At 62.9% G+C, this 17,580-nt stretch carries 25 protein-coding genes and 1 tRNA gene; 9 read left to right on the forward strand and 17 right to left on the reverse strand.

Annotation, left to right across the window (positions count from 1 at the left end; all coding sequences use genetic code 11):
* Window positions 1-24: 24 nt before the first annotated feature.
* Window positions 25-279 (forward strand): hypothetical protein, encoded by a 255-nt coding sequence (locus IVB26_RS20200; RefSeq protein WP_247967104.1) that lies wholly within the window; start codon window positions 25-27, stop codon window positions 277-279.
* A 69-nt stretch (window positions 280-348) separates the two neighbouring features.
* On the opposite strand, the gene IVB26_RS20205 is transcribed toward IVB26_RS20200, so the two are convergent.
* From IVB26_RS20205 to IVB26_RS20240, 8 genes are all read right to left on the reverse strand, one after another.
* The gene (locus IVB26_RS20205; protein WP_276578694.1) at window positions 349-1,434 is read right to left on the reverse strand and encodes a 3-deoxy-7-phosphoheptulonate synthase; all 1,086 of its coding nucleotides are present in this window, start codon (window positions 1,432-1,434) and stop codon (window positions 349-351) included.
* A gap of 235 nt (window positions 1,435-1,669) precedes the next feature.
* Window positions 1,670-2,248 carry an HdeD family acid-resistance protein gene (locus IVB26_RS20210; RefSeq protein ID WP_247967105.1) on the reverse strand — a complete coding sequence of 193 codons (579 nt, stop codon included), beginning with the start codon at window positions 2,246-2,248 and terminating at the stop codon, window positions 1,670-1,672.
* 70 nt (window positions 2,249-2,318) lie between these two features.
* A complete protein-coding gene (locus IVB26_RS20215) occupies window positions 2,319-3,359 on the reverse strand; it encodes a PrsW family glutamic-type intramembrane protease (protein ID WP_247973224.1) in 1,041 nt (346 codons plus the stop codon).
* 293 nt (window positions 3,360-3,652) lie between these two features.
* Entirely contained in the window at window positions 3,653-3,895 is a 243-nt protein-coding gene (locus IVB26_RS20220) for a hypothetical protein (RefSeq protein ID WP_247967106.1), read from the reverse strand.
* Between the two features lie 130 nt (window positions 3,896-4,025).
* Window positions 4,026-5,033 carry an acyl-CoA desaturase gene (locus IVB26_RS20225; protein ID WP_247967107.1) on the reverse strand — a complete coding sequence of 336 codons (1,008 nt, stop codon included), beginning with the start codon at window positions 5,031-5,033 and terminating at the stop codon, window positions 4,026-4,028.
* A gap of 121 nt (window positions 5,034-5,154) precedes the next feature.
* Window positions 5,155-5,781: a PilZ domain-containing protein gene (locus tag IVB26_RS20230; RefSeq protein WP_246929658.1), complete on the reverse strand. Its 627-nt coding sequence runs from the start codon at window positions 5,779-5,781 to the stop codon at window positions 5,155-5,157.
* Window positions 5,782-5,970: 189 nt separating this feature from the next.
* Entirely contained in the window at window positions 5,971-6,648 is a 678-nt protein-coding gene (locus IVB26_RS20235; RefSeq protein ID WP_247967108.1) for a hypothetical protein, read from the reverse strand.
* A gap of 116 nt (window positions 6,649-6,764) precedes the next feature.
* Window positions 6,765-6,839: transfer RNA gene (locus tag IVB26_RS20240), tRNA-Glu, on the reverse strand.
* A gap of 222 nt (window positions 6,840-7,061) precedes the next feature.
* On the opposite strand from IVB26_RS20240, the gene IVB26_RS20245 reads away from it, so the two are divergent.
* Genes IVB26_RS20245 through IVB26_RS20255 form a run of 3 tightly spaced genes read left to right on the forward strand, consistent with a single transcriptional unit; the run spans window position 7,062 to window position 7,791 of the window.
* On the forward strand, window positions 7,062-7,316 hold the full coding sequence (locus tag IVB26_RS20245) for a PilZ domain-containing protein (RefSeq protein WP_018323099.1): 255 nt from the start codon (window positions 7,062-7,064) through the stop codon (window positions 7,314-7,316).
* A gap of 56 nt (window positions 7,317-7,372) precedes the next feature.
* Window positions 7,373-7,618: a hypothetical protein gene (locus IVB26_RS20250; protein ID WP_247967109.1), complete on the forward strand. Its 246-nt coding sequence runs from the start codon at window positions 7,373-7,375 to the stop codon at window positions 7,616-7,618.
* A 5-nt stretch (window positions 7,619-7,623) separates the two neighbouring features.
* Window positions 7,624-7,791, forward strand: a complete 168-nt coding sequence (locus tag IVB26_RS20255; RefSeq protein WP_247967110.1) for a hypothetical protein — start codon at window positions 7,624-7,626, stop codon at window positions 7,789-7,791.
* A gap of 165 nt (window positions 7,792-7,956) precedes the next feature.
* Here IVB26_RS20255 and IVB26_RS20260 read toward each other — a convergent pair whose 3' ends face one another.
* The 7 genes from IVB26_RS20260 to IVB26_RS20290 all read right to left on the reverse strand — a co-directional run bounded on the left by IVB26_RS20260 (window position 7,957) and on the right by IVB26_RS20290 (window position 14,112).
* On the reverse strand, window positions 7,957-8,595 hold the full coding sequence (locus IVB26_RS20260) for a glutathione S-transferase family protein (RefSeq protein WP_247967111.1): 639 nt from the start codon (window positions 8,593-8,595) through the stop codon (window positions 7,957-7,959).
* A gap of 394 nt (window positions 8,596-8,989) precedes the next feature.
* Window positions 8,990-9,442 carry a VOC family protein gene (locus IVB26_RS20265; protein ID WP_247967112.1) on the reverse strand — a complete coding sequence of 151 codons (453 nt, stop codon included), beginning with the start codon at window positions 9,440-9,442 and terminating at the stop codon, window positions 8,990-8,992.
* Between the two features lie 256 nt (window positions 9,443-9,698).
* On the reverse strand, window positions 9,699-10,646 hold the full coding sequence (locus IVB26_RS20270) for an ABC transporter substrate-binding protein (RefSeq protein ID WP_247967113.1): 948 nt from the start codon (window positions 10,644-10,646) through the stop codon (window positions 9,699-9,701).
* Window positions 10,647-10,862: 216 nt separating this feature from the next.
* Entirely contained in the window at window positions 10,863-12,713 is a 1,851-nt protein-coding gene (locus tag IVB26_RS20275) for a caspase family protein (protein ID WP_247967114.1), read from the reverse strand.
* A gap of 809 nt (window positions 12,714-13,522) precedes the next feature.
* Window positions 13,523-13,675: a hypothetical protein gene (locus IVB26_RS20280; RefSeq protein ID WP_247967115.1), complete on the reverse strand. Its 153-nt coding sequence runs from the start codon at window positions 13,673-13,675 to the stop codon at window positions 13,523-13,525.
* Window positions 13,676-13,709: 34 nt separating this feature from the next.
* Entirely contained in the window at window positions 13,710-13,862 is a 153-nt protein-coding gene (locus IVB26_RS20285) for a hypothetical protein (RefSeq protein WP_155253518.1), read from the reverse strand.
* A gap of 58 nt (window positions 13,863-13,920) precedes the next feature.
* Window positions 13,921-14,112 (reverse strand): DUF3072 domain-containing protein, encoded by a 192-nt coding sequence (locus tag IVB26_RS20290; protein WP_247967116.1) that lies wholly within the window; start codon window positions 14,110-14,112, stop codon window positions 13,921-13,923.
* Window positions 14,113-14,207: 95 nt separating this feature from the next.
* On the opposite strand from IVB26_RS20290, the gene IVB26_RS20295 reads away from it, so the two are divergent.
* The 4 genes from IVB26_RS20295 (at window position 14,208) to IVB26_RS20310 (ending at window position 15,282) form a co-directional block, all read left to right on the forward strand.
* Complete coding sequence (locus IVB26_RS20295) at window positions 14,208-14,441, forward strand: hypothetical protein (protein ID WP_247967117.1); 234 nt, start codon at window positions 14,208-14,210, stop codon at window positions 14,439-14,441.
* Window positions 14,435-14,662, forward strand: a complete 228-nt coding sequence (locus tag IVB26_RS20300; RefSeq protein ID WP_247967118.1) for a hypothetical protein — start codon at window positions 14,435-14,437, stop codon at window positions 14,660-14,662. The genes IVB26_RS20295 and IVB26_RS20300 overlap by 7 nt, the downstream gene beginning before the upstream one ends.
* A 65-nt stretch (window positions 14,663-14,727) precedes the next feature.
* On the forward strand, window positions 14,728-14,892 hold the full coding sequence (locus tag IVB26_RS20305) for a hypothetical protein (RefSeq protein ID WP_247967119.1): 165 nt from the start codon (window positions 14,728-14,730) through the stop codon (window positions 14,890-14,892).
* Window positions 14,893-14,904: 12 nt separating this feature from the next.
* Window positions 14,905-15,282: a hypothetical protein gene (locus tag IVB26_RS20310; RefSeq protein WP_247967120.1), complete on the forward strand. Its 378-nt coding sequence runs from the start codon at window positions 14,905-14,907 to the stop codon at window positions 15,280-15,282.
* A gap of 57 nt (window positions 15,283-15,339) precedes the next feature.
* Here IVB26_RS20310 and IVB26_RS20315 read toward each other — a convergent pair whose 3' ends face one another.
* Entirely contained in the window at window positions 15,340-15,642 is a 303-nt protein-coding gene (locus IVB26_RS20315; protein WP_247967121.1) for a hypothetical protein, read from the reverse strand.
* A gap of 235 nt (window positions 15,643-15,877) precedes the next feature.
* On the reverse strand, window positions 15,878-16,369 hold the full coding sequence (locus IVB26_RS20320; protein ID WP_247967122.1) for a hypothetical protein: 492 nt from the start codon (window positions 16,367-16,369) through the stop codon (window positions 15,878-15,880).
* A gap of 350 nt (window positions 16,370-16,719) precedes the next feature.
* On the opposite strand from IVB26_RS20320, the gene IVB26_RS20325 reads away from it, so the two are divergent.
* Window positions 16,720-17,016, forward strand: a complete 297-nt coding sequence (locus IVB26_RS20325) for an HU family DNA-binding protein (protein WP_007591377.1) — start codon at window positions 16,720-16,722, stop codon at window positions 17,014-17,016.
* Window positions 17,017-17,580 lie beyond the last annotated feature (564 nt).

Genomic DNA, 17,580 nt, shown 5'->3' on the forward strand with positions numbered 1-17,580 from the left:
TGGCTTGAGAATGGAGAAGCGGACATGAAGAAGATCATGGTGGCAGCATCGCTCGTGGTCTTGCTCGGCGGCGCGGCGGTGGCACAGACCGGCGGCTCCAAGGGGTCGACATCCGGCGGAGCGTCCTCTGGCTCGGTGTTGCCGGCACCGGTGGGTCACCGCCAGCCCCGCGCGGCCGACGTGCCCAGCGAGAAGAATCTGAGCAATCCGAATAGCCCCGTGAACAAGGAAGACGCGGAGCTCGATCGCAAGATCAAGAGCATTTGTCGCGGCTGCTGAGGCTTTTCACCTCTCCCCGCTGGGGAGAGGTGAAAACGCGCAAGCATCCGAAGCTTCGCTCGCCACGCTTTAGGCGGAGCGCTCGTGCAGTCCGGCGCGGCTTGTGTTGCGGCGGACCTCGACCGCGTCGGCCAGCTGCTCGAGCACGGTCGCCGTTGCCGGCCAGTCGATACAGCCGTCGGTGATGCTCTGGCCGTAGGCGAGCGGCTTGCCCGGCACCACGTCCTGGCGGCCGGCGACGAGATTGCTCTCGATCATCACGCCCATGATGCGGTTTTCGCCGCGGGAGATCTGACCGGCGATGTCGGCCATCACCAGCGGCTGGTTCTCTGGCTTCTTGCTCGAATTGGCGTGGCTCGCATCCACCATCACCAGCGGCGCGACGCCGGATTTCGCCAAATCGTTGCAGGCCGCCGCAATGCTTGCCGCGTCATAGTTCGGCTTGCTGCCGCCACGCAGGATGATGTGGCAATCCTCGTTGCCGGCAGTCGAGGCGATCGCCGAGCGGCCCAGTTTCGTCACCGCCATGAAATGATGCGGATGCGAGGCCGACTTCACGGCGTCCGCTGCGATCCGCACATTGCCGTCGGTGCCGTTCTTGAAGCCGACCGGACACGACAGCCCGGAAGCCAGCTCGCGATGGATCTGGCTCTCGGTCGTGCGCGCGCCGATCGCGGCCCAGGACACGAGGTCGGCGATGTATTGCGGCGTCGTCATGTCGAGGAATTCCGTGCCGGCGGGCAGACCGAGATTGTTCACCGCCGACAGAACGTTGCGCGCCAGCCGCAGGCCCTTGTTGATGTCGAAGCTGCCGTCGAGATCGGGATCGTTGATCAGGCCCTTCCAGCCGACCGTGGTGCGGGGCTTCTCGAAATAGACCCGCATCACGATCTCGAGCTGATCGGCGAGGTCTTCGCGCAAGCTCGCGAGGCGCTCGGCATATTCGAGCGCGGCCCTGGGGTCATGCACCGAACAGGGGCCGACCACGACTAGCAGGCGGTCGTCCTGGCCGGCGAGGATGGCATGGACGGCGTTGCGCGCGGCCATCACCACACGGGTGGCGGTGAGCGTGCGCGGAACCTCCCGCATCACCTCTTCCGGGGTGTTCAGTTCTTTCAGTTCACGGATGCGAAGATCGTCGGTCGTGCTCAGCACGGCGGGCTCCTGTCGTTTTGAGAACCTGCCGGCCAATAAAAAAGCCGCCAGGTCTGGCGGCTTGTTCGGACGTTTGCTGCAATGTTTCAGATTGAGCGCGATCCTTCTGCCGCCAGCGAGCTGTCGTAGCTAAAGTACCAAAAATAGCTGGTGGCGACGGTGATCATGGCTGGCCATATAGCGCGCCAATGGCGCCTTGTCACCCCCCAATCGGCGCGGCAGGCAACGAGGCGCCTCAGGTGTTGCTGTTGCGCGCCGCCAGCGCCATGCCGATCAGGCTGGCGCCGCCGAACAGCAGGTTGATACCGACGAGAACGCCGATGGCCCATTCGGCCGAGCTCGGCAGCCCCGTGATCACCATGAACGAGATCGCGATATCGACGAGGCCCGAGATCAGGAGCCAGGACCAGCGGCTGCTCAACTCGCGGCGGTGCTCCAGCGCGTACATGATGGTGGCGACGCCCTCCGCGAGGAAGTAGGCGCCAAGCACGATGGTCAGCGTCAGCACGGCCTGCATCGGCCGGGCCAGCAGCAGCAGGCCGGCGAGCACGGCGAGCGCGGCCGAGACCAGCGACCACCAGAAGCCTGGCGTGCTGCGCGCCCAATAGGTGACGATCAGCCCGCCAATACCGCCGATCAGGAACATCCAGCCGAGAAAGATCGCGATCGCAAGGCTTGCGAGCGGCGGCAGGATCAGCGCCGCGACGCCGAGAACGGCGAGCAGGATGCCTTCGAACAGGAAAGCCTTCCAATGCGCCTTGACCGCCTGACTCATGACGGATTGCAGCCGTGAAAAATCCTCGGGCGATGTCATCGTCTAGCTCCTGAAACGAGAGGAGTGCGTCCTATCTAGTCCGCTCATGGCGCGCTTGCCATGCGGTGGATCAACCGCTGCCGGGCGCCGAGGAAAAACCTTCCGCGCTGGTGCGGATGCGGTTGCGGCCGAGAATGTAGATTGCCGTTGTGACAATCAGAAGCGCAAGGCCGAGCAGGATCGAGACGAAGCCGATCGGAATCAGGGCCAGCGTCAGATTGCGTTCGGGGTTGATGAGCCAGTGATGGATCGAGGTCAGCACGAAGGCGAGCCCGAGAAAGCCGACGCCGCCGCCGGCAAGCAGCAGCGCCCACATCCGGCGAAGCTGGCTGAGCCGCTCCCGCGCAACGTCGGTCCGGGGTGCGTGGTGGCGGGCGACACGCCGGACCAGGCGGATGGCGAAGGCGATCGAGCTGAAGCCGATCAAGAGGCTCGCAGCCCCCAGCCACATCCGCAAGCTGGGGTCGAGGTCCGGCATGCGCTGGAGGGTGAGCAGGGGGAAATCGAACGCCGAATGCAGCGCGAGCGGGCCTGCGAAGATCAAGAGGCGGCTGGAGAGCCGGGCCCAGTCGCGATGGTGGCGGTTCGCGCCCAGCGCCGTGCCGGCGCGCGCGATGGTCAGATAAGCGCCCGCGATGATGCCGAGCGCGCCGTGGAACGGCACCGTCAGCACGCTGCGCAGCGCGGCCAGCGAACGCCACATCTCGGCGTGCTGAACCAGATAGGCCAGGTTCTCGTAAGCGGCGAAGCCGAGGCCGACCGCGGCGCCATAGACCACGGTGTCCATGGGGTTGGCAAAAGTTCGTCGCTTGGTCGAGGAGACCATCACGATGGCGATCACCTTGACGGCTTCCTCAGGCAACGCGACGCCGAAGATCGAATGCATGGCGAGCGCCGCCCAGGGGTCGTCGGGGGCTGCGACCATCTTGGCGAAGGGAGCGCGGGCGAGGCCGAGCAGCGAGATGCTGGCGGCACCGAGCAGGAACGCGGTCCAGACCTGAGCGGGCGGGCCTGGGCGCTCTTCAGCGGCGATGACAAGCCACAGCATCAGCAGCGCCGGGGCGATGGCTGCAGTTCCGATGACGGTGGGCAACGCTTCAATCAGATACATCGGCGCCGAAAATAGGTTCCCTTGGTCCGCTAATCTACAATTGCCGATGCGACCATGTGTCATGCGCTCGCTGTCCGCTCGCTTAACGAGCGCGACAGCTTTCGTTCATCTGCCATCGTCCGTGGAGATGTAGAATACAAGCGCAATCAATTGCATGACAGAACTTGTTCGTCATCCATGGCAACGCCTGCGGGATTGATGCCGGGCGCGATTGGCAAGCCAGATCAAGGAAATGCGCAGGTTTCTTCGATTCACTGCGCACCTATTCCGGCAGACGAGTTCGGAGCCGGGACTCAATGGGTGGTGAACGGCGGCGGCGCGCCCGGGGCGACGTCGAAGGCGCCGAGATGGAATTCTTCGCCAAGGGACGCGTCCAACCCGCCCGGTTGCGCCAGCAGCGTGAACGCGGCCTGGGGGTACAGCTTCCAGATTTCCAGGTCGCCGGCGGTGATGGTGAGCCAGCCGAACGTGTACATGTAGCGTCCTGGCTCGGTGACCCGGCCGACCCTGTCCCAAGTGATCTTGTTGACTGCCATCCGGTCCCCCGATCGCAAGTCCGACGTCCGGCGTGAGGCACGGACTGTCAAAGGCTGATCCCGCAATGGGGCCGCGATAGGGCGGCGATGCGGAGGCGGGACGGCCGGAGGCTGGCCGCCGCCTGCCGGTTCAGCGCGCCGTCGAGGCCGCCTCTGCTTCGGCTGCCCGCTCCAGCTGACGGTGCGAGGCGTGGAAGACGTCGTGAACGAGGCCGATCTTCTCCAGGCTCAGGATGATCAGGCCGTTGAGATCGATCTCCCACCAGGCGTGCGAGATGTAGGCGTCCCGCGGGAAGCGGTGATGGTTGTTGTGCAGACCCTCGCCGAAGGTGAGGATCGTGGTCACGAACTCGTTGGTCGAGGCATCGTCGACCTCGAAGCGGCGATAGCCATAGGCGTGGCAGACCGAGCCGGTGAGCTGGCTGGTGAGGATCAGCAGATAAGCGCGGAGCAGGCCGGAGAACAGCACGCAGCCGATCATGGTGTGCACGCCGCCGAAAGTGTAGCCGATCACACCGGGGATGAAGACCGCCGACATCCCGTACCAGACCCAGCGCGTGCGCACGAAGAACATCGCGATGGGATCGGCGAGGATGTCCTTGGCGTAGTATTCGTTGTCGGTGGTCGCCTGGTCGAACACCCAGCTGCCTTGGGCGTGCAAGAAGCCCTTGAGCGCGCTGACATAGCGATTGCCGAAGCCGTCGAATTGCGGGCTGTGGGGATCGCCGACGTCATCGGCGTAAAGATGGTGGCGGCGGTGGTTGGCGACCCATTTGGCGATCGAGCCCTGGATCGCCATCTGGGCGATGGCGCAGAAGAAGACCCGCATGATCGGGCCGGTGCGGAAGCTGCGATGGACGAACAGGCGGTGCATGCCTGCGCCGATGCCGAACGTGGTCAGCGCGAACATCCAGACGAACGTGAACAGTTCGACCTTGCCGAGACCTTGCGTGACAGCCCAGATGATGCCGGCGACCGCGCCGACATAGAGGATGCCGAGCAGGAGATAGCTCTCGCGCAGCTTGGCTTGCACGAGCGGTCCCTCGGTGACGACGCCGGGTGGAAGCTGCGGCTTGGTGGCGGTGGACGCGTTCTGCGGGGGATCAGCCGGGACGAGCTCGGCGTCAGCGATGGACATTCCAGGACTTCCGATATGGGGGGCCCGCAATGATTGCGGACGTGCTGGATCACACCCTATCGCGCGAGGGACTCCACCTCCAGTATTTAGTTAAAGAAGAGTTAAAATTGACCGGTCCGGCTCAGGCCGACTGCTGCAGGGGCGAGCGCACGACGAGGCGGACCAGGTCATCCCGCGACTGCTTTTCGGCGAATTTGACCGCGAAGCCGTTGTCGAATTTGCGGATGACCCGCCCGACGCAGGCACCGACCGCAAGCGGAGTTCCCACCGGCGGGTCGTACTCGCAGGATATCGCGACGCCGGCCGTGGAGACGTCGATGATGAAGCAGGGATGGATGCTGCCGTCGGCGAGCGTCAGGAAGGTATGGGAGACCTGCGGAACGAAACGCGCGTCACGCCGCAGCTCCTGGACGCTGTCGTCCCTCTGCTTCTTCTCCAGCCAGGTCAGCTTTTCCGACATCCAGGCGCGCCGCGCCCGCGTCATGTCGAGCTCCATCAGGAAGCCCGCCTTCAGCGTCGCGCTGATGGTGCACTGGAATTCGCCGAAATCCTGGAAGTAGGAGGTCACGCGCTCGCCGACCTTGCCGACAACGGGCACGTCCACGATCATGCGGAACGGCGAGACGCGCTTGGTCCGGCAGGCGAAGGTGCGCAGCTTGCCCTCGCAATCGTACCAACGCGGCAGCGAGTAGCTGCCGGCCACGGTGACTTCCACTGCTCGTTGCCGGAGGAACTCTGTGACGGACATGCGCGCCAATCGTGGTTTGGGATCGTTTCCGTAATTCCACGGTAGCAATCAAATTCTAAGCAAATGATACCGTCGCTCACGAGCAGGGGTAAATTTCCGGTAAATGCGCATCAGCGCAGCGCTGCGGAAAGCGCGGCATAAGGACCCGTTATGCTGCGGGCGTTCTCACAAGATCGTCAGGAGAGTGCGTTAGTACCGCTCCGCACGGCGGCTAAGAAATCCTGACAGCACCAGCAAAGCCAGCGCGCCAACGGCCATGGCGAGCTGGACCGTCGTCCATATCAGGCCGTTCGGGGTGATCGCCAATCCCAGGGCCGGCAAGGCGCGCCGCATCGCGAGCACCGAGAGTGCTTCGACCATGGCGAGCAGAAGGGCGATGCCGGCGAGGAAGGACCAAGACTCCGTCGGAGGCATCGACGATGCGAGCCAGACGGGGACGGCGCCTTTCAGGACGGCGAGCAACGCGAACCATCCGAACCAGAATGCGGAGCGCGTGACGATGTCAGGGCCGACCGTTTCGGGCTCGAAGCGGATACCGATCCTTGCCAACGCGCCTTCAATGCGCTCGCCGTCGGTCAGGACCACGAACGCGCCGAGATAGAGCGGAATGCGCGACTGGAAGAGCAGGGCGAGAATACCGAACACGATGGCGTAGCCGACGACATCGCCGAGAATATCTTGGGTGCTTTTGCCCTGCGCAGAATCGACCTGACGCTGCGGCAGCGATCGGGCGCGTGCCAGGTGCTCCATCATTTTGGCGCGTCGGTCCGGTGAATGCTGGCGGGGATGGCCCAGCCAAGCCGGAAGGTCGGGTGTCATTGCGGACGCACCGGACGAACCTTCAATCTCGGGGTGACGCTGCGCCATGGGGCTCGACCGGTTCCAACTGACATTGGTCGGTGGCGAGCGGCGGGAAGGTTCATGCCGCTGCGGCGGAAATCGTGGCAATTGGGGAGGAAAGGCGACAGGTGTCGCGTGCGCACTGGCGCTCCCTAGCGGAATCGAACCGCTCTCTCCACCGTGAAAGGGTGGCGTCCTAACCGATAGACGAAGGGAGCAAACACAGGGCCCGGCCGTTTCCCGGCATGACCGCTGGCCGGCCGAACAGGGCCCGGCGGCTTGCAGCGGCGAACGTATAGTGGCCTTTCTGGCTCCCGGCAAGCCGTTCGGACCGGTCTTTTGGCTCCGGTGGATAGCGCCGGCCCCGAGAACATTCGGAGGCGATTTCAACGGTTTCTTAGGGTTCCCTGATTAGCGCTGGAGTGGGAGATCTTTCACCAATGCCTCCGCCGAAAAAGCGCGCAGCCCGCAAGCTGCTGTCGCAGCACGCCTGGATCACGCTCGACGGCGGCTTCGCCGCGCGGCACTGCCTGGTCCAGGACATCTCCGATTCGGGTGCCAAGATCACGCTGGACGAAGACGCCAGCCAGCTCCCGGGCGTGATCCGGCTCGCCTTCGCGCGCGATGCGCGTACGGGGCGGAGCTGTCAGGTGGTCTGGCGCCGCGGCAAATCGGCCGGCATCAAGTTCATCTGATCGCGGCCGCGGCCACCCCGATGGCGCGCAGCGCCGGTCCGGGCTAGAACGCCGACATGCGCAGGCCGCTCCTCATCCTGATCCCGCTGCTGACCACATCCGCCGCCGCCGCGGAGACCCTGCGTCTGCCGCCTGCCGAGCGGCCTCAGGCGGGCGCGACCGTTCCGCTGAAGGGCGCGGCCGGCAAGGCACGCGCCGGCTCCTGCGCGACTTACGGTCCGCGCTTCGTCATGGTCGAGGGCACCGGGACCTGCGTGAAGATCGGCGGCTCGATCAGCATCGACACCACCGTGAGGCGCTAAAGGCCATGCCGGCGGATCTGCTGCGCCTCGACCTCATCGTTCCCGTCTTGATGTATTGCGCGCTGCTGTGGTGGGTCGGCCGCGGCCTGAGCTGGACGGCGCGGCTGGCGACCGCGGTGGTGACGCTGGTGCTGATCGTCTGCGTGCTGCTGGTCGAGCGCGGCTGGCGCTAAGCCCAAAACGAAAACGCGAAAACAACCCCATGCACAGTAGCCAAGCCACGGCAAACCCTCAGCATTCCCGCACTTAGGATTTAGAGAAATAAAGTTGGTGCGTCGGGCAAAACAGGGGCATCATGTCATCGTCGAACGATGTGGCCGATTGATCGCGCGGATTGCTCACGACATCGGCGGCGCGACGAACTGCGCAAATCCAGGCCGCTTGCCGAGCTCGGCGAGCCAGCGCGTCAAATGCGGCTGCGCTGGCCGGGAGATGCCCTCGACACCGAGCCAGCGCCGCGCATAGCAGCCGAGCGCGATGTCGGCGAGGGTGAACGCATCGCCCTCGACGAAGCGGCGCGAGGAGAGCAGGCGGTCGGCGACGGCCCAGACCTCGGCGGCGGCATCGGCATCGCGCTGCACCTGGATCATGTCGCGCTCGGCGGGCGCCGTGCGCACGATGCCCCAGAACACCGGACGGTCGACCGGCTGCACCGTCGACAGCGTCCAGTCGAGCCAGCGATCGACCGAACTGCGGCTCTTCGGTGCCTCCGGATAGATCGGCGTGCCGCGACCATGCGCGCGGCAGAGATAGCGCAGGATCGAATTGGATTCCCACAGCACGAAGTCGCCCTCGACCAGCGTCGGGATCCGCGCATTCGGGTTCATCGCGAGATAGTCGGCCTCGCGCGTCCGGCCGTAACTCATGCCGGCGTCGATGCGCTCATAGGGTAAAGCGAGCTCGGTCAGGCACCACAGCACCTTCTGCACGTTGACCGAATTGGCGCGGCCCCAGATCGTCAGCTTGGTGTCAGGCATCAGGCGTCTCCCGCGGCGTTCTTCGGTGCCGTAGCCCGGATGGAGCGCAGCGCAATCCGGGGTGCTTCGACTGCGGCAGTCCCGGATTACGCTGCGCTTCATCCGGGCTACAATCCACCGGCGCGGGTGATAGCGGAATTTCCTGAAACGCGCGATGCGCGATTGCGGCGCGCCTCTCATGCAAAAAGCTCCGCACGCGGCGGAGCTTTCATTGCAAACAACTCGGCAAATTGATCCCGTCGCTCAGCGGCCGAAGAACAGCCACAACAGAATGATCACGGGGATCGGCACGCCAAGCATCCACAGCAACAGTCCTCGTCCCATCGCGTCCTCCTCCAATTGCATTGTCGTGGAGTGAACGCGGGCAGCGAGGGCTTGTTCCAGCGGCGCAAGCCTACCAGTGGCCGGTATTCGGCATCGACGTCCAGGGCTCCTGCGGCGGCTTCGGATCGCCCTTCTGCAAGAGCTCGACCGAGTGCAAATCCGGCGAGCGAACGAAGGCCATGTTGCCGTCGCGCGGCGGACGGTTGATGGTGACGCCGGCCTTCTGCAGCTTCTCGCAAGTGGCGTAGATGTCGTCGACCTCATAGGCGAGATGGCCGAAGAAGCGATCCTCGCCGTATTTCTCCTCGTCCCAATTCCAGGTGAGCTCGACCAGCGGCGCACCGCGGCTCGAGGGCTGCTTCTTCAGTGCGTCGAGATCGTCCGCCGAGCAGAGGAAGACGAGCGTGAACCGCCCCTTGTCGTTCTCGATCCGCCGCACCTCCTTCAAGCCCAGCGCATCCTGGTAAAACTTCAGCGCGACATCGAGATTGCGCACGCGCAGCATGGTGTGGAGGTATCGCATGGTTGTTGCTCCCTGGATGGACGGGGTTTGGGTCGGCGGGGCCGGCGGAGGGAGAGATAGCAGGAATTGGGGAGCAGGGGCAGAGGGCGGAGCATGCGTGGGTGAGGAGGCCCAATACCGATCGGCGTTGGCGGGCGGCGATGCGAACTAGCACGCGTACTCATAAATCGTCGGTGATGTCCGCTTCGCGCCAACCCCGACCACTTTATGCGACCGCAGCAAATGACGCGAAGGGCCAGGAGCAGAAATCGAAAACTCACTCGATCGTCCTGTCGGCACGAGAGAGTAACACGGGCGGCATTTCGACGCCGAGCATTTTGGCTGTCTTGAGATTGATGACCAGTTCGAACTTTGTTGGCTGCTCAACAGGCAACTCGGCCACCTTTGCGCCTCGTAATAGTCTTGCGACCTGCCGCGCGCATTGATCGAAGACCGCGCTGAGCCGAGGACCGTATCCCATTAGTCCGCCATCTTCCGCCTGCTCCGGCCATTGCAGAATGGCGGGCAGGCGATGGAAGGCCAGCCGATCGCGGATCAGGTACTGGAACTTCGATGCCAATATCGGCGAGGCCAGCACGTTGATCGCCTCGACCTCTTCGACCTTCATGGCGTCAATCACACGGATTAGATCTTCCTCGGATCGTGCGGCGAACGGAATGATTTCGACGCCGAGCCTCTTGGCGGCGCTTTCGAGATCGCTCATGTTTGGTATCGGGAGGCGGTCGGCGAGAGCAGCTATTCGACGGGAACCCGGCAGTGCTTCATGCAGTAACTCCAATCGCTTCGCGTCGAGCTGGAAAGCAAAGATGGCAACGCCAGTCGTGTTGCCTTCAGGATGCGGCATTGAGGCAACAAGCTTGCTGCCAAGCAAGTCGTCCGCGATCACCACAATTGGAATGCGCTGCGTTGCCTTCTGTGCTGCGCGCCCTGCTTCGGCCCCGACCGCCACTAGCACGCTCGGGCTTGTCTGGGTCAATTCAACGGCCACACTGGCATAAGATACGGCAGCCGCGCTTTCGCCACGACTCTCGATCTCAAGGTTGCTGCCTCTGACATAGCCGGCTCTAGCCAGCCCATCGAAGAAGCTGGGCGGTAAAGGTCCTAATACCGCAACGCGGTGCCGCCGGCCGGCCCGCTGCGCGTGGGCTCCGAGCGGCGATGCCGCAGCGCCAGCAATCAGCGTGATGAACTCGCGCCGCTTCATGGGGTCGTCCCAGGAGCATTTGACCGGGGCTCAATCTAGCACATCGGAAGCGGAGATGGTTGTCGCCTTCGGGTCAAAGGCGGCTCTAAGCAGCTTGCCGGCCCTGTTCGGGTTACCTTCAGGAAGCAGACCTCGCTGCGCGCTGAGCCACGGTCAGCTACGGGCCAGAAGGCGACCTGCGGTTTCAAGACGGGCTTGAGTGTTCGCAAAAAAGCGTCACCCGCAGACCTCCATCATCGCTTTGGATCTGCCATCGCCGGAAGGTAGACCCCCGCCACCGGGAACCAGCTTGCAGCCGGGTCGCACCGGCCTGCACCCAGCTCCGTTGCAGAACATCTGGCCATTGGCTTGCGGCCGTGTCGGTGTTGACTCGCCCTGCTTACGCTGTTCGTCACGCCCCTTCGATTCATCCCGCGTCGAGACGGGCTTTTTCTCCTGCACCTTCTCGCATTCATTGTCGTCATTGACGCGGTAGCCGGCGCGACAGGTGATCTTCACGCAGCCGTCGCCGTCGGCCTTGAAGCCGCGGTCGCAAACCAGCGGACAGACGCGGCCCGGCTTCGCCTTGATCGCGTCGATCGCATCGAAGCTGGCAAGCTTGGCGTCGAACTTGGTCCCGGCGTACTTGTTGAACAATGTCAGCGAGCGCTGAGAAGACGCGTTCCAATCACCGTCGGCGGCCGTTGCCAGACATCCCACCCGGCGTAGTTCTGACTGAAGCAGTTTTGCCGTCTCCCGCGGAGACGCGCTGGGTTGTGCAGCAGCCGGAGTGACCGCGGCGACCTTCTGTTCCCCCTCCGCTTGCCCCTTCTTTTCCGCCGCCTGTTGGGCGTTGAGTTCGGCGGCCATCTTGTCCTTGGCGATCCTATCTGCCTGAGCCTTCTCGGCGACCTGCTTGTCGGCCATAGCTTTTGCCACGGCAGCTTCGGCATCCTTGCGCCGCTGTTCGGCTGCCGCTGCTTTTGCTTCCTCGATCTGCTTCGCCTTCTCGGCAGCGAGCCGCGCATCCTCGGCTGCCTTGGCAGCGGCTGCGGCCTTGTCCTGTTCCGCCTTCTTGGCTCGCTCGGCCACAAGACGGGCCTTCTCATCCTCAGCCTGTCGGGCTTTTTCTGCGGCTGCTGAGCGAGCTTCCTCTGCCGTGATCCTGCTCAACTGCCCCTTGGCGAGACTGGCGTAAAAACCATCGGGGTATTGCGCGAGGAAAGCCGTCCAGACCTCTCGCGTGGCTATCTGCAACGCCAGCTCATAGTCGCGTCGAACCGAATCCTGCGGGTTCGGCTGCGGTCCAACCGCAACCGGCTTGGTCGGGATGAGCGGGACATCATCGCCACCAAGCGAGCCGTAAACATACGGCTCCTGCTTGTAGCCAGTGCTCTTCAAGACGTCGTCGCGCACGAAGCCAAACGCCTTGCGCAGGTCGAGGCCGGGTGTGGGCAGCCGCTCGACGAGGGCGGCGGCAAACGGGCTATTCTTAGAATCGCCGTCCGAGGCAGTAGAGCCTGCCTTCGCGGCGAACGCGATCATCGTGTTAGGGCTGGTCGGCTCCACCTTAGCAAGGCCGCGTCCGATGGCGCGCGCGGCGACGGTTCGCTTCATCGTCTTAGCGAAGGGGTTGTCTCGGCAGGCGTCGAGAATGATAAGGCGAAGTTGCTTGGCGGGCTCGACTGCGAATAGCGCACGGTCCAGCGCAACAGTTTCGTCAAGGACATCGCCGTCCGTTTCGAGTGTCGCATCTGTGGGGATCAAATAATTATTGCCATCCAACTCGATGCCATGCCCGGCGTAATACACCACCGCGACCTCGGCATCGCGCGTCCTGTTGGCGAAGTCGCGCAACGATCTGCGCATTTCGGCGGCGCTCACATCTAGCTTGATTTCGACGCTGTCGAAGCCTGCCTTCTTGAACATGCCGCCGACCAGTGCCGCATCGTTCATGGGGTTGGAAAGACGGGGCACGCTCTTATAGGCAGAGTTGCCAATGACGAGAGCGACGCGACGCTCGGCATGAGCCGATCCACAGGTCAACCAAATGAAAAGAGACAATAAAGACCAGCGAAAAGCGCCCATGGTAGCCCCGGAGAATATGTGCGCAGGGTATGCGGAGGCTGCCGAAACGCAAGCGTCGGTACTGTGACATTAGTCACACTGTGCCCCCAAAGCAGTGTCGATCTGCAAGATTCCAAGTCCGCTTTGGGTCATTTCCGACGGATTGAGCGGAGGATGTTGGCTGGTTGACGTCCGCTTCTTCCCGAAAGCGCCCGAGCTTGGTCAGCCAAGAGCGTTGCGTTTGGCCGGACGCCCATGATTCAAACTCCCATACTTGGAAATTCGAATCATGCGCTACGAACTCGCCGATGACGAATGGGCTGCCATCAAGCCGATGCTGCCAAACAAGCCGCGCGGCGTTCCTCGGAATTACGGTGACAGTGCACTAAATTCATGTCGCACGGCTTCTTGGCCATGATGAAGCCATGGCCCGTCTTGCTCGTGTTGAATTACGGTGACGGTGCATCAATTCACGCTGTACGCCAATGTGGATCGTCGAGGCCGCAGAGCCAGCCCCTTACCTCCCGAGCCGAAGTACGCTTCGGAATATCGTCGGCTAAATCAGAACGCGAACCACGCCAGCACCGCGACGACCGGGAGAATGGCCACGCCGAAAAGCACGAGCGGTGCGGGTTCGTTGCCTGTGCGGTCACTCATGACGGCCTCCTAAAGGACAGCCCCGCAAGCGGCGGCGCCACGGGGCTGTCAGTGCCGGCACGCAAGGGGGAGAATGCCGGCACTGCTTAATCGGTGAAATTCCGATCGGCTGGACTTGTTCCTAAGGGCGCTGCGCCGAGTCCGAACGGCGCTCTGATGCAAGAAGCCTGGCCTCACTCCGGGTCGGCGTCCTCGTCGCCGTTCTCGAGCTGAGCCCGATATTCCTGCGCAGCTTTCAACAGCGCTTCTCTGATTTCGCCGTCCGCCGTCTGGGCGGCGAGGGCTTCGGCACGGTCGGCCTGGTGCTGCAGCGATTCCTTGGTCATGCATGGGCCAACTCGGCCGACAGCGCGCCGTTCCTTACGCCGCCTTCTCGACACCCTTTGCGATGATCTCGACTTCGAAATAGCCCATGTCGCGGAGCTCGGCGGCCTTCTTCTCGGCCGCTTCCCTGGTGTCTCTCTTCAAAATGATCTGCCCCGCTCCATCGCGGGCGCAAACGAAATAAGGCATTTTCGATTCCCAATTTCGTTTGCATACACACGGCACCAGGTTTCCGCAATTCTACGGCTCACTCCTCCAGCCCGGCCTTTTGCCGCATCTTGTCGATCAGCTCGGAGGCCTCGGCCTTCGTCAGCTCGTCCCCCGGCGGGCTCTCGTGCGCCTGCTCGGCGAGGGTCTTGAGATAGGATTCCTGGGCTCCCGTCATCGGATCATCGCCGGAAACCCAGTCTTTTGGGTCCTTCTGGGTGTTGTCCGCCATAGCATGTCTCCTTTTCCTTTTCCGTCCAACGTCGGACTCGACTCTTCGTTCCGTTTTTGTTCTCTTGGTGCCATATTCAAATCGCGAGGCGGAACATGCCGGACCTGGACACTGTCAGGCGGGAGATCGAACGGATGCGCATCCAGATGGGCAGGCAGAGGAAGGACATCCTGCAGCTGCAGCGGGCGGGTCTCGGGACGGCCTCGGCCGAAGCGCTGCTGTCGCGGATGGAGGCGAAGGTCGAAGATCTATGCGCACAGCGCGACGCGCTGAAGGTGGCGCAGCCGCGCGCGGCCAAGGGCAGGGTGCTCGGTGGGAGGACATGGTGAGCAGGCGATGGTTCGACGACGAAAGAGAGCTATCGCCCTTCCTCGCCGCACTCGAGGACGTTCGCCGCAAGGCAACGCGGGAAGGGTGGTGCTACGCCCACGTCCAGGCCATCATCGTGGCCATCGACCAGTACGCGGAAGCCGCGACCGGCAACCGTGAGTATTTCCTGAACAAGCCGGTCTCGATCGGTGACAGCCGGAAAGTGGGAGACATTCCCTAGCGGGAGCTACTTAACGCGCGGGTCGTGGCGGTTGAACCCTGCCGACGACGGCGCGACCAATCGTTATGCTTCAAGCCCTGCTCAGCGCCATCGTGGATGTCCGCCTGCCTGCCGCATCGAGCGCCGTCGTCAGGTTCTTCGGCCTGGAAAACGCCGTCGAAATCGCGACGGCTGTCGTCGGCCTCGGCTGTATCCTGATCGGCTCTGCGGTCTTTTTGCTGGAGCATTGACGAGGGAGCGTCGTGAAGACGATCACATTGCTTGCCGTGGCGGCGATGCTGCTGCTGGAGGCCTTCGGCCCGACGTCGAGCGTCGGCGGCTCAATGACCTTCATGCTGGTCTTTGTTGTCGTGATGTTGGCGGTCGCGATTTACGAGGCCTGGTCGAACAGGCGCGGGGCGATCGGATGGGTCGTCAATGTTTTTGCCAGCGCTTTTGGCGCTCTGGTTGCGATTGCCCTGGTCGGAATGGCGATGGACATCCTGCTCCCGTACCTTCGCCTCGAAGGCTCGCTCGCCTCGTCGCAGCATCCCCTGAAGTATGTCGTGGTCGCGGCCGTTGCGCTTCTCATGGTGCTGGGATCATGGATCCCGCTCCAGGTCTTGAACCGGTTGCGCTGATAGACCTCGGCAGCCCCAGGGGACGACAGCCGAGGCCGACACCTTCGCTGCTTGCAGCTAGGCCGCAATTCGTTGTTCGACCGGGGCTGTCAGCAGCTTGAGCGCTTGGGCGTGTTGCAGGTCGGGGACCGCGATGGCCGTGTGGCTGTAAATCGCATGGCTCCGTGATTTTGCAATCGTGTCCAGGATCTGGCTGCCCTTGATGACGTGAAGGCCCATGCCCTCGTCAGTGGGGAAGATCGCCAGGACCACATCATAGGCCGCGATGACGGCTCTGAGCGCTTCGGCCTTGTCCTCGGCGACGTCGACAAACACACGAACATCAGCCGCAAGTTCACGCAGCTCGTTAAAATCCAGCACTGTCAGGATACTCCAACGCAACGATACTGAAGTGAGCTTGGCGGCGTTGGGTTACTGAAGTGTCAACAAGGCAAGCCGAGCCACAAGTTTCACGCCGAGGTGACCTTCACGCTCTAAAGCGCGATGCGATTAGGATGAATCGCCATCGCGCTTTAGGTTGTTGTTTAAGCATGATCTTTTCGGAAAACCACCGCGCACTTTGCGCTAACGCGGCCCTCCGGGTCCGGACCATGCTCTAGCGCTTTGCGTCCTCGTTGCGCAGCCGGGCCCCCGCAGCCTCGTCCACCAGGTTCAAGGCGAGGCCGTCATAGCTCAGCTTGAGCCCGCGGCCGACGATCCATGTCCATCCCTCCCGGTCCTTGATGGCTTGCGCGTTGAACTGGTCGGAGATCGATTTGACGGCAGTGTCCTGCGACCCCGGATTGTTCAGCGTCGCATTGACGCGCCGGATCGGGTGCCTGGCGTCGGCCTCGTCGCTGTCGACTGTGACCTTGGCGCCGTTGATGTCGCATTCGAGGGTATGTGAGCTGCGGCTCTGGCGGCAAAGATAGTGGCGTTGACTGACGAGCTTGCTGGTCTCGTCGAACGTCATCCCGGGCGAGAAGCCGAAGATGTCGGACTTTTTCACGAGGGCGAGGGACGCAGGCTTCAGGAAGCTCGGCTGGATCGCGACGAGGGCTGCCACGACAATGACGATCAAGCCTGCGACGACGATAGCGACCTTCATGAGCACCCCACGAGACAACTTCAGACCCTTATATCAGCCGGGGCATTCTGCCATGCCCCCAAAAGCGAAAACCCCGCCTGGGGGAAGCGGGGCCTTCTGGTGGGGTGAAGCTTGGGGACTTCAATGATAAGACGCGCCAGCCGCCGAATGGTTCAAACAGGACAGAGATAACCCTGCGGCATCTTGCACAGGAAGCAGGGAACCCCGGAGAAGCCCTGCTTGCGTTTTCGGCCTCGATGGGTTCTAAGCCCCGTCACTTCATGACCTCTGGCATGAAATCAGCAGCGCGTCCCCGCGCTTCAAGCCGCGTCCACAGCAGAGTTGCTCGCGCGCACAAAAGGAATTCAGACATGGCGAAGATGACGAAGACTCAATTGATTGATGCAATTGCCGAGGGCACGCAGCTGTCGAAGAACGACGTGAAGTCGGTAATCGAGTACATGGCCACCGTCGGCTACAAGGAGCTCAACGAGTCCGGCGAGTTCGTCATTCCCGGTTTCGTCAAGATGTCGGTCGTGAACAAGCCGGCGACCGAAGCCCGCATGGGCGTCAATCCCTTCACCAAGGAGCCGATGCAGTTTGCGGCCAAGCCAGCGAGCAAGTCGGTCAAGGCCTCGCCGCTGAAGGTGGCCAAGGATTCCGTCTAGGGCGCTGCCGAGGTCGTTGCGACGGGCTTTTTCATGAACCGGCGCAACGATCAACGGCTAAAGACAAGGTGATGCTCGGCGACGGCGATGTCGAACATCACCACGACGATCAGGACAAATTACAGAGAGCGCCTGTCGGCCTGACCGGGCGCGCTCTGCGGTCTCCCGCAAGCCGGGCAGGCCGAAAGTCCGATCGGGATCTCGTTCTCACAGAACTCGCAGATCATCGGCGCCTCTGGCAGTCAGCGACGGCCTCAAAAGAAAAACCCCGCGCTTTCGCACGGGGCTCTTCTGGCTGACGGCGTTGGGATTTCAGCGCCTGGCCGCCAGCCGTACGTCTAACTTAAAGTTGAAAATCCAAAAAGCAACAGCGCCGCGATGACGAATATGTTCGTGCACCGCGGCGCTGCCATATGACTGGGCGCTGAAATCCCCAGCTCCCATGGGTCCGCACGGCGCCGAAAAGGTTCACCGCGAATGCCCAGGGAAAACCCCCAGCGAGGGCTGGACTTTTTGTTCTCATTTTGTTCTAGTGAGCCGCCTTAGGTCAATCGCTTGGAGGTG

Origin of the sequence: Bradyrhizobium sp. 195, assembly GCF_023101665.1 — a bacterium.
Classification (GTDB): Bacteria; Pseudomonadota; Alphaproteobacteria; order Rhizobiales; family Xanthobacteraceae; genus Bradyrhizobium.

Bases quoted from the DNA above. Each gene is read 5' to 3' on its own strand.
- IVB26_RS20235 (WP_247967108.1), bottom strand. From the start codon at position 6,648: ATGGCGCAGCGTCACCCCGAGATTGAAGGTTCGTCCGGTGCGTCCGCA.
- IVB26_RS20245 (WP_018323099.1), top strand. From the start codon at position 7,062: ATGCCTCCGCCGAAAAAGCGCGCAGCCCGCAAGCTGCTGTCGCAGCAC.
- IVB26_RS20285 (WP_155253518.1), bottom strand. From the start codon at position 13,862: ATGCCTTATTTCGTTTGCGCCCGCGATGGAGCGGGGCAGATCATTTTG.
- IVB26_RS20290 (WP_247967116.1), bottom strand. From the start codon at position 14,112: ATGGCGGACAACACCCAGAAGGACCCAAAAGACTGGGTTTCCGGCGAT.
- IVB26_RS20300 (WP_247967118.1), top strand. From the start codon at position 14,435: ATGGTGAGCAGGCGATGGTTCGACGACGAAAGAGAGCTATCGCCCTTC.
- IVB26_RS20265 (WP_247967112.1), bottom strand. From the start codon at position 9,442: ATGCGATACCTCCACACCATGCTGCGCGTGCGCAATCTCGATGTCGCG.
- IVB26_RS20275 (WP_247967114.1), bottom strand. From the start codon at position 12,713: ATGGGCGCTTTTCGCTGGTCTTTATTGTCTCTTTTCATTTGGTTGACC.
- IVB26_RS20280 (WP_247967115.1), bottom strand. From the start codon at position 13,675: ATGACCAAGGAATCGCTGCAGCACCAGGCCGACCGTGCCGAAGCCCTC.
- IVB26_RS20325 (WP_007591377.1), top strand. From the start codon at position 16,720: ATGGCGAAGATGACGAAGACTCAATTGATTGATGCAATTGCCGAGGGC.
- IVB26_RS20255 (WP_247967110.1), top strand. From the start codon at position 7,624: ATGCCGGCGGATCTGCTGCGCCTCGACCTCATCGTTCCCGTCTTGATG.
- IVB26_RS20200 (WP_247967104.1), top strand. From the start codon at position 25: ATGAAGAAGATCATGGTGGCAGCATCGCTCGTGGTCTTGCTCGGCGGC.
- IVB26_RS20220 (WP_247967106.1), bottom strand. From the start codon at position 3,895: ATGGCAGTCAACAAGATCACTTGGGACAGGGTCGGCCGGGTCACCGAG.
- IVB26_RS20270 (WP_247967113.1), bottom strand. From the start codon at position 10,646: ATGAAGCGGCGCGAGTTCATCACGCTGATTGCTGGCGCTGCGGCATCG.
- IVB26_RS20260 (WP_247967111.1), bottom strand. From the start codon at position 8,595: ATGCCTGACACCAAGCTGACGATCTGGGGCCGCGCCAATTCGGTCAAC.
- IVB26_RS20250 (WP_247967109.1), top strand. From the start codon at position 7,373: ATGCGCAGGCCGCTCCTCATCCTGATCCCGCTGCTGACCACATCCGCC.
- IVB26_RS20215 (WP_247973224.1), bottom strand. From the start codon at position 3,359: ATGTATCTGATTGAAGCGTTGCCCACCGTCATCGGAACTGCAGCCATC.
- IVB26_RS20295 (WP_247967117.1), top strand. From the start codon at position 14,208: ATGCCGGACCTGGACACTGTCAGGCGGGAGATCGAACGGATGCGCATC.
- IVB26_RS20320 (WP_247967122.1), bottom strand. From the start codon at position 16,369: ATGAAGGTCGCTATCGTCGTCGCAGGCTTGATCGTCATTGTCGTGGCA.
- IVB26_RS20230 (WP_246929658.1), bottom strand. From the start codon at position 5,781: ATGTCCGTCACAGAGTTCCTCCGGCAACGAGCAGTGGAAGTCACCGTG.
- IVB26_RS20305 (WP_247967119.1), top strand. From the start codon at position 14,728: ATGCTTCAAGCCCTGCTCAGCGCCATCGTGGATGTCCGCCTGCCTGCC.
- IVB26_RS20225 (WP_247967107.1), bottom strand. From the start codon at position 5,033: ATGTCCATCGCTGACGCCGAGCTCGTCCCGGCTGATCCCCCGCAGAAC.
- IVB26_RS20210 (WP_247967105.1), bottom strand. From the start codon at position 2,248: ATGACATCGCCCGAGGATTTTTCACGGCTGCAATCCGTCATGAGTCAG.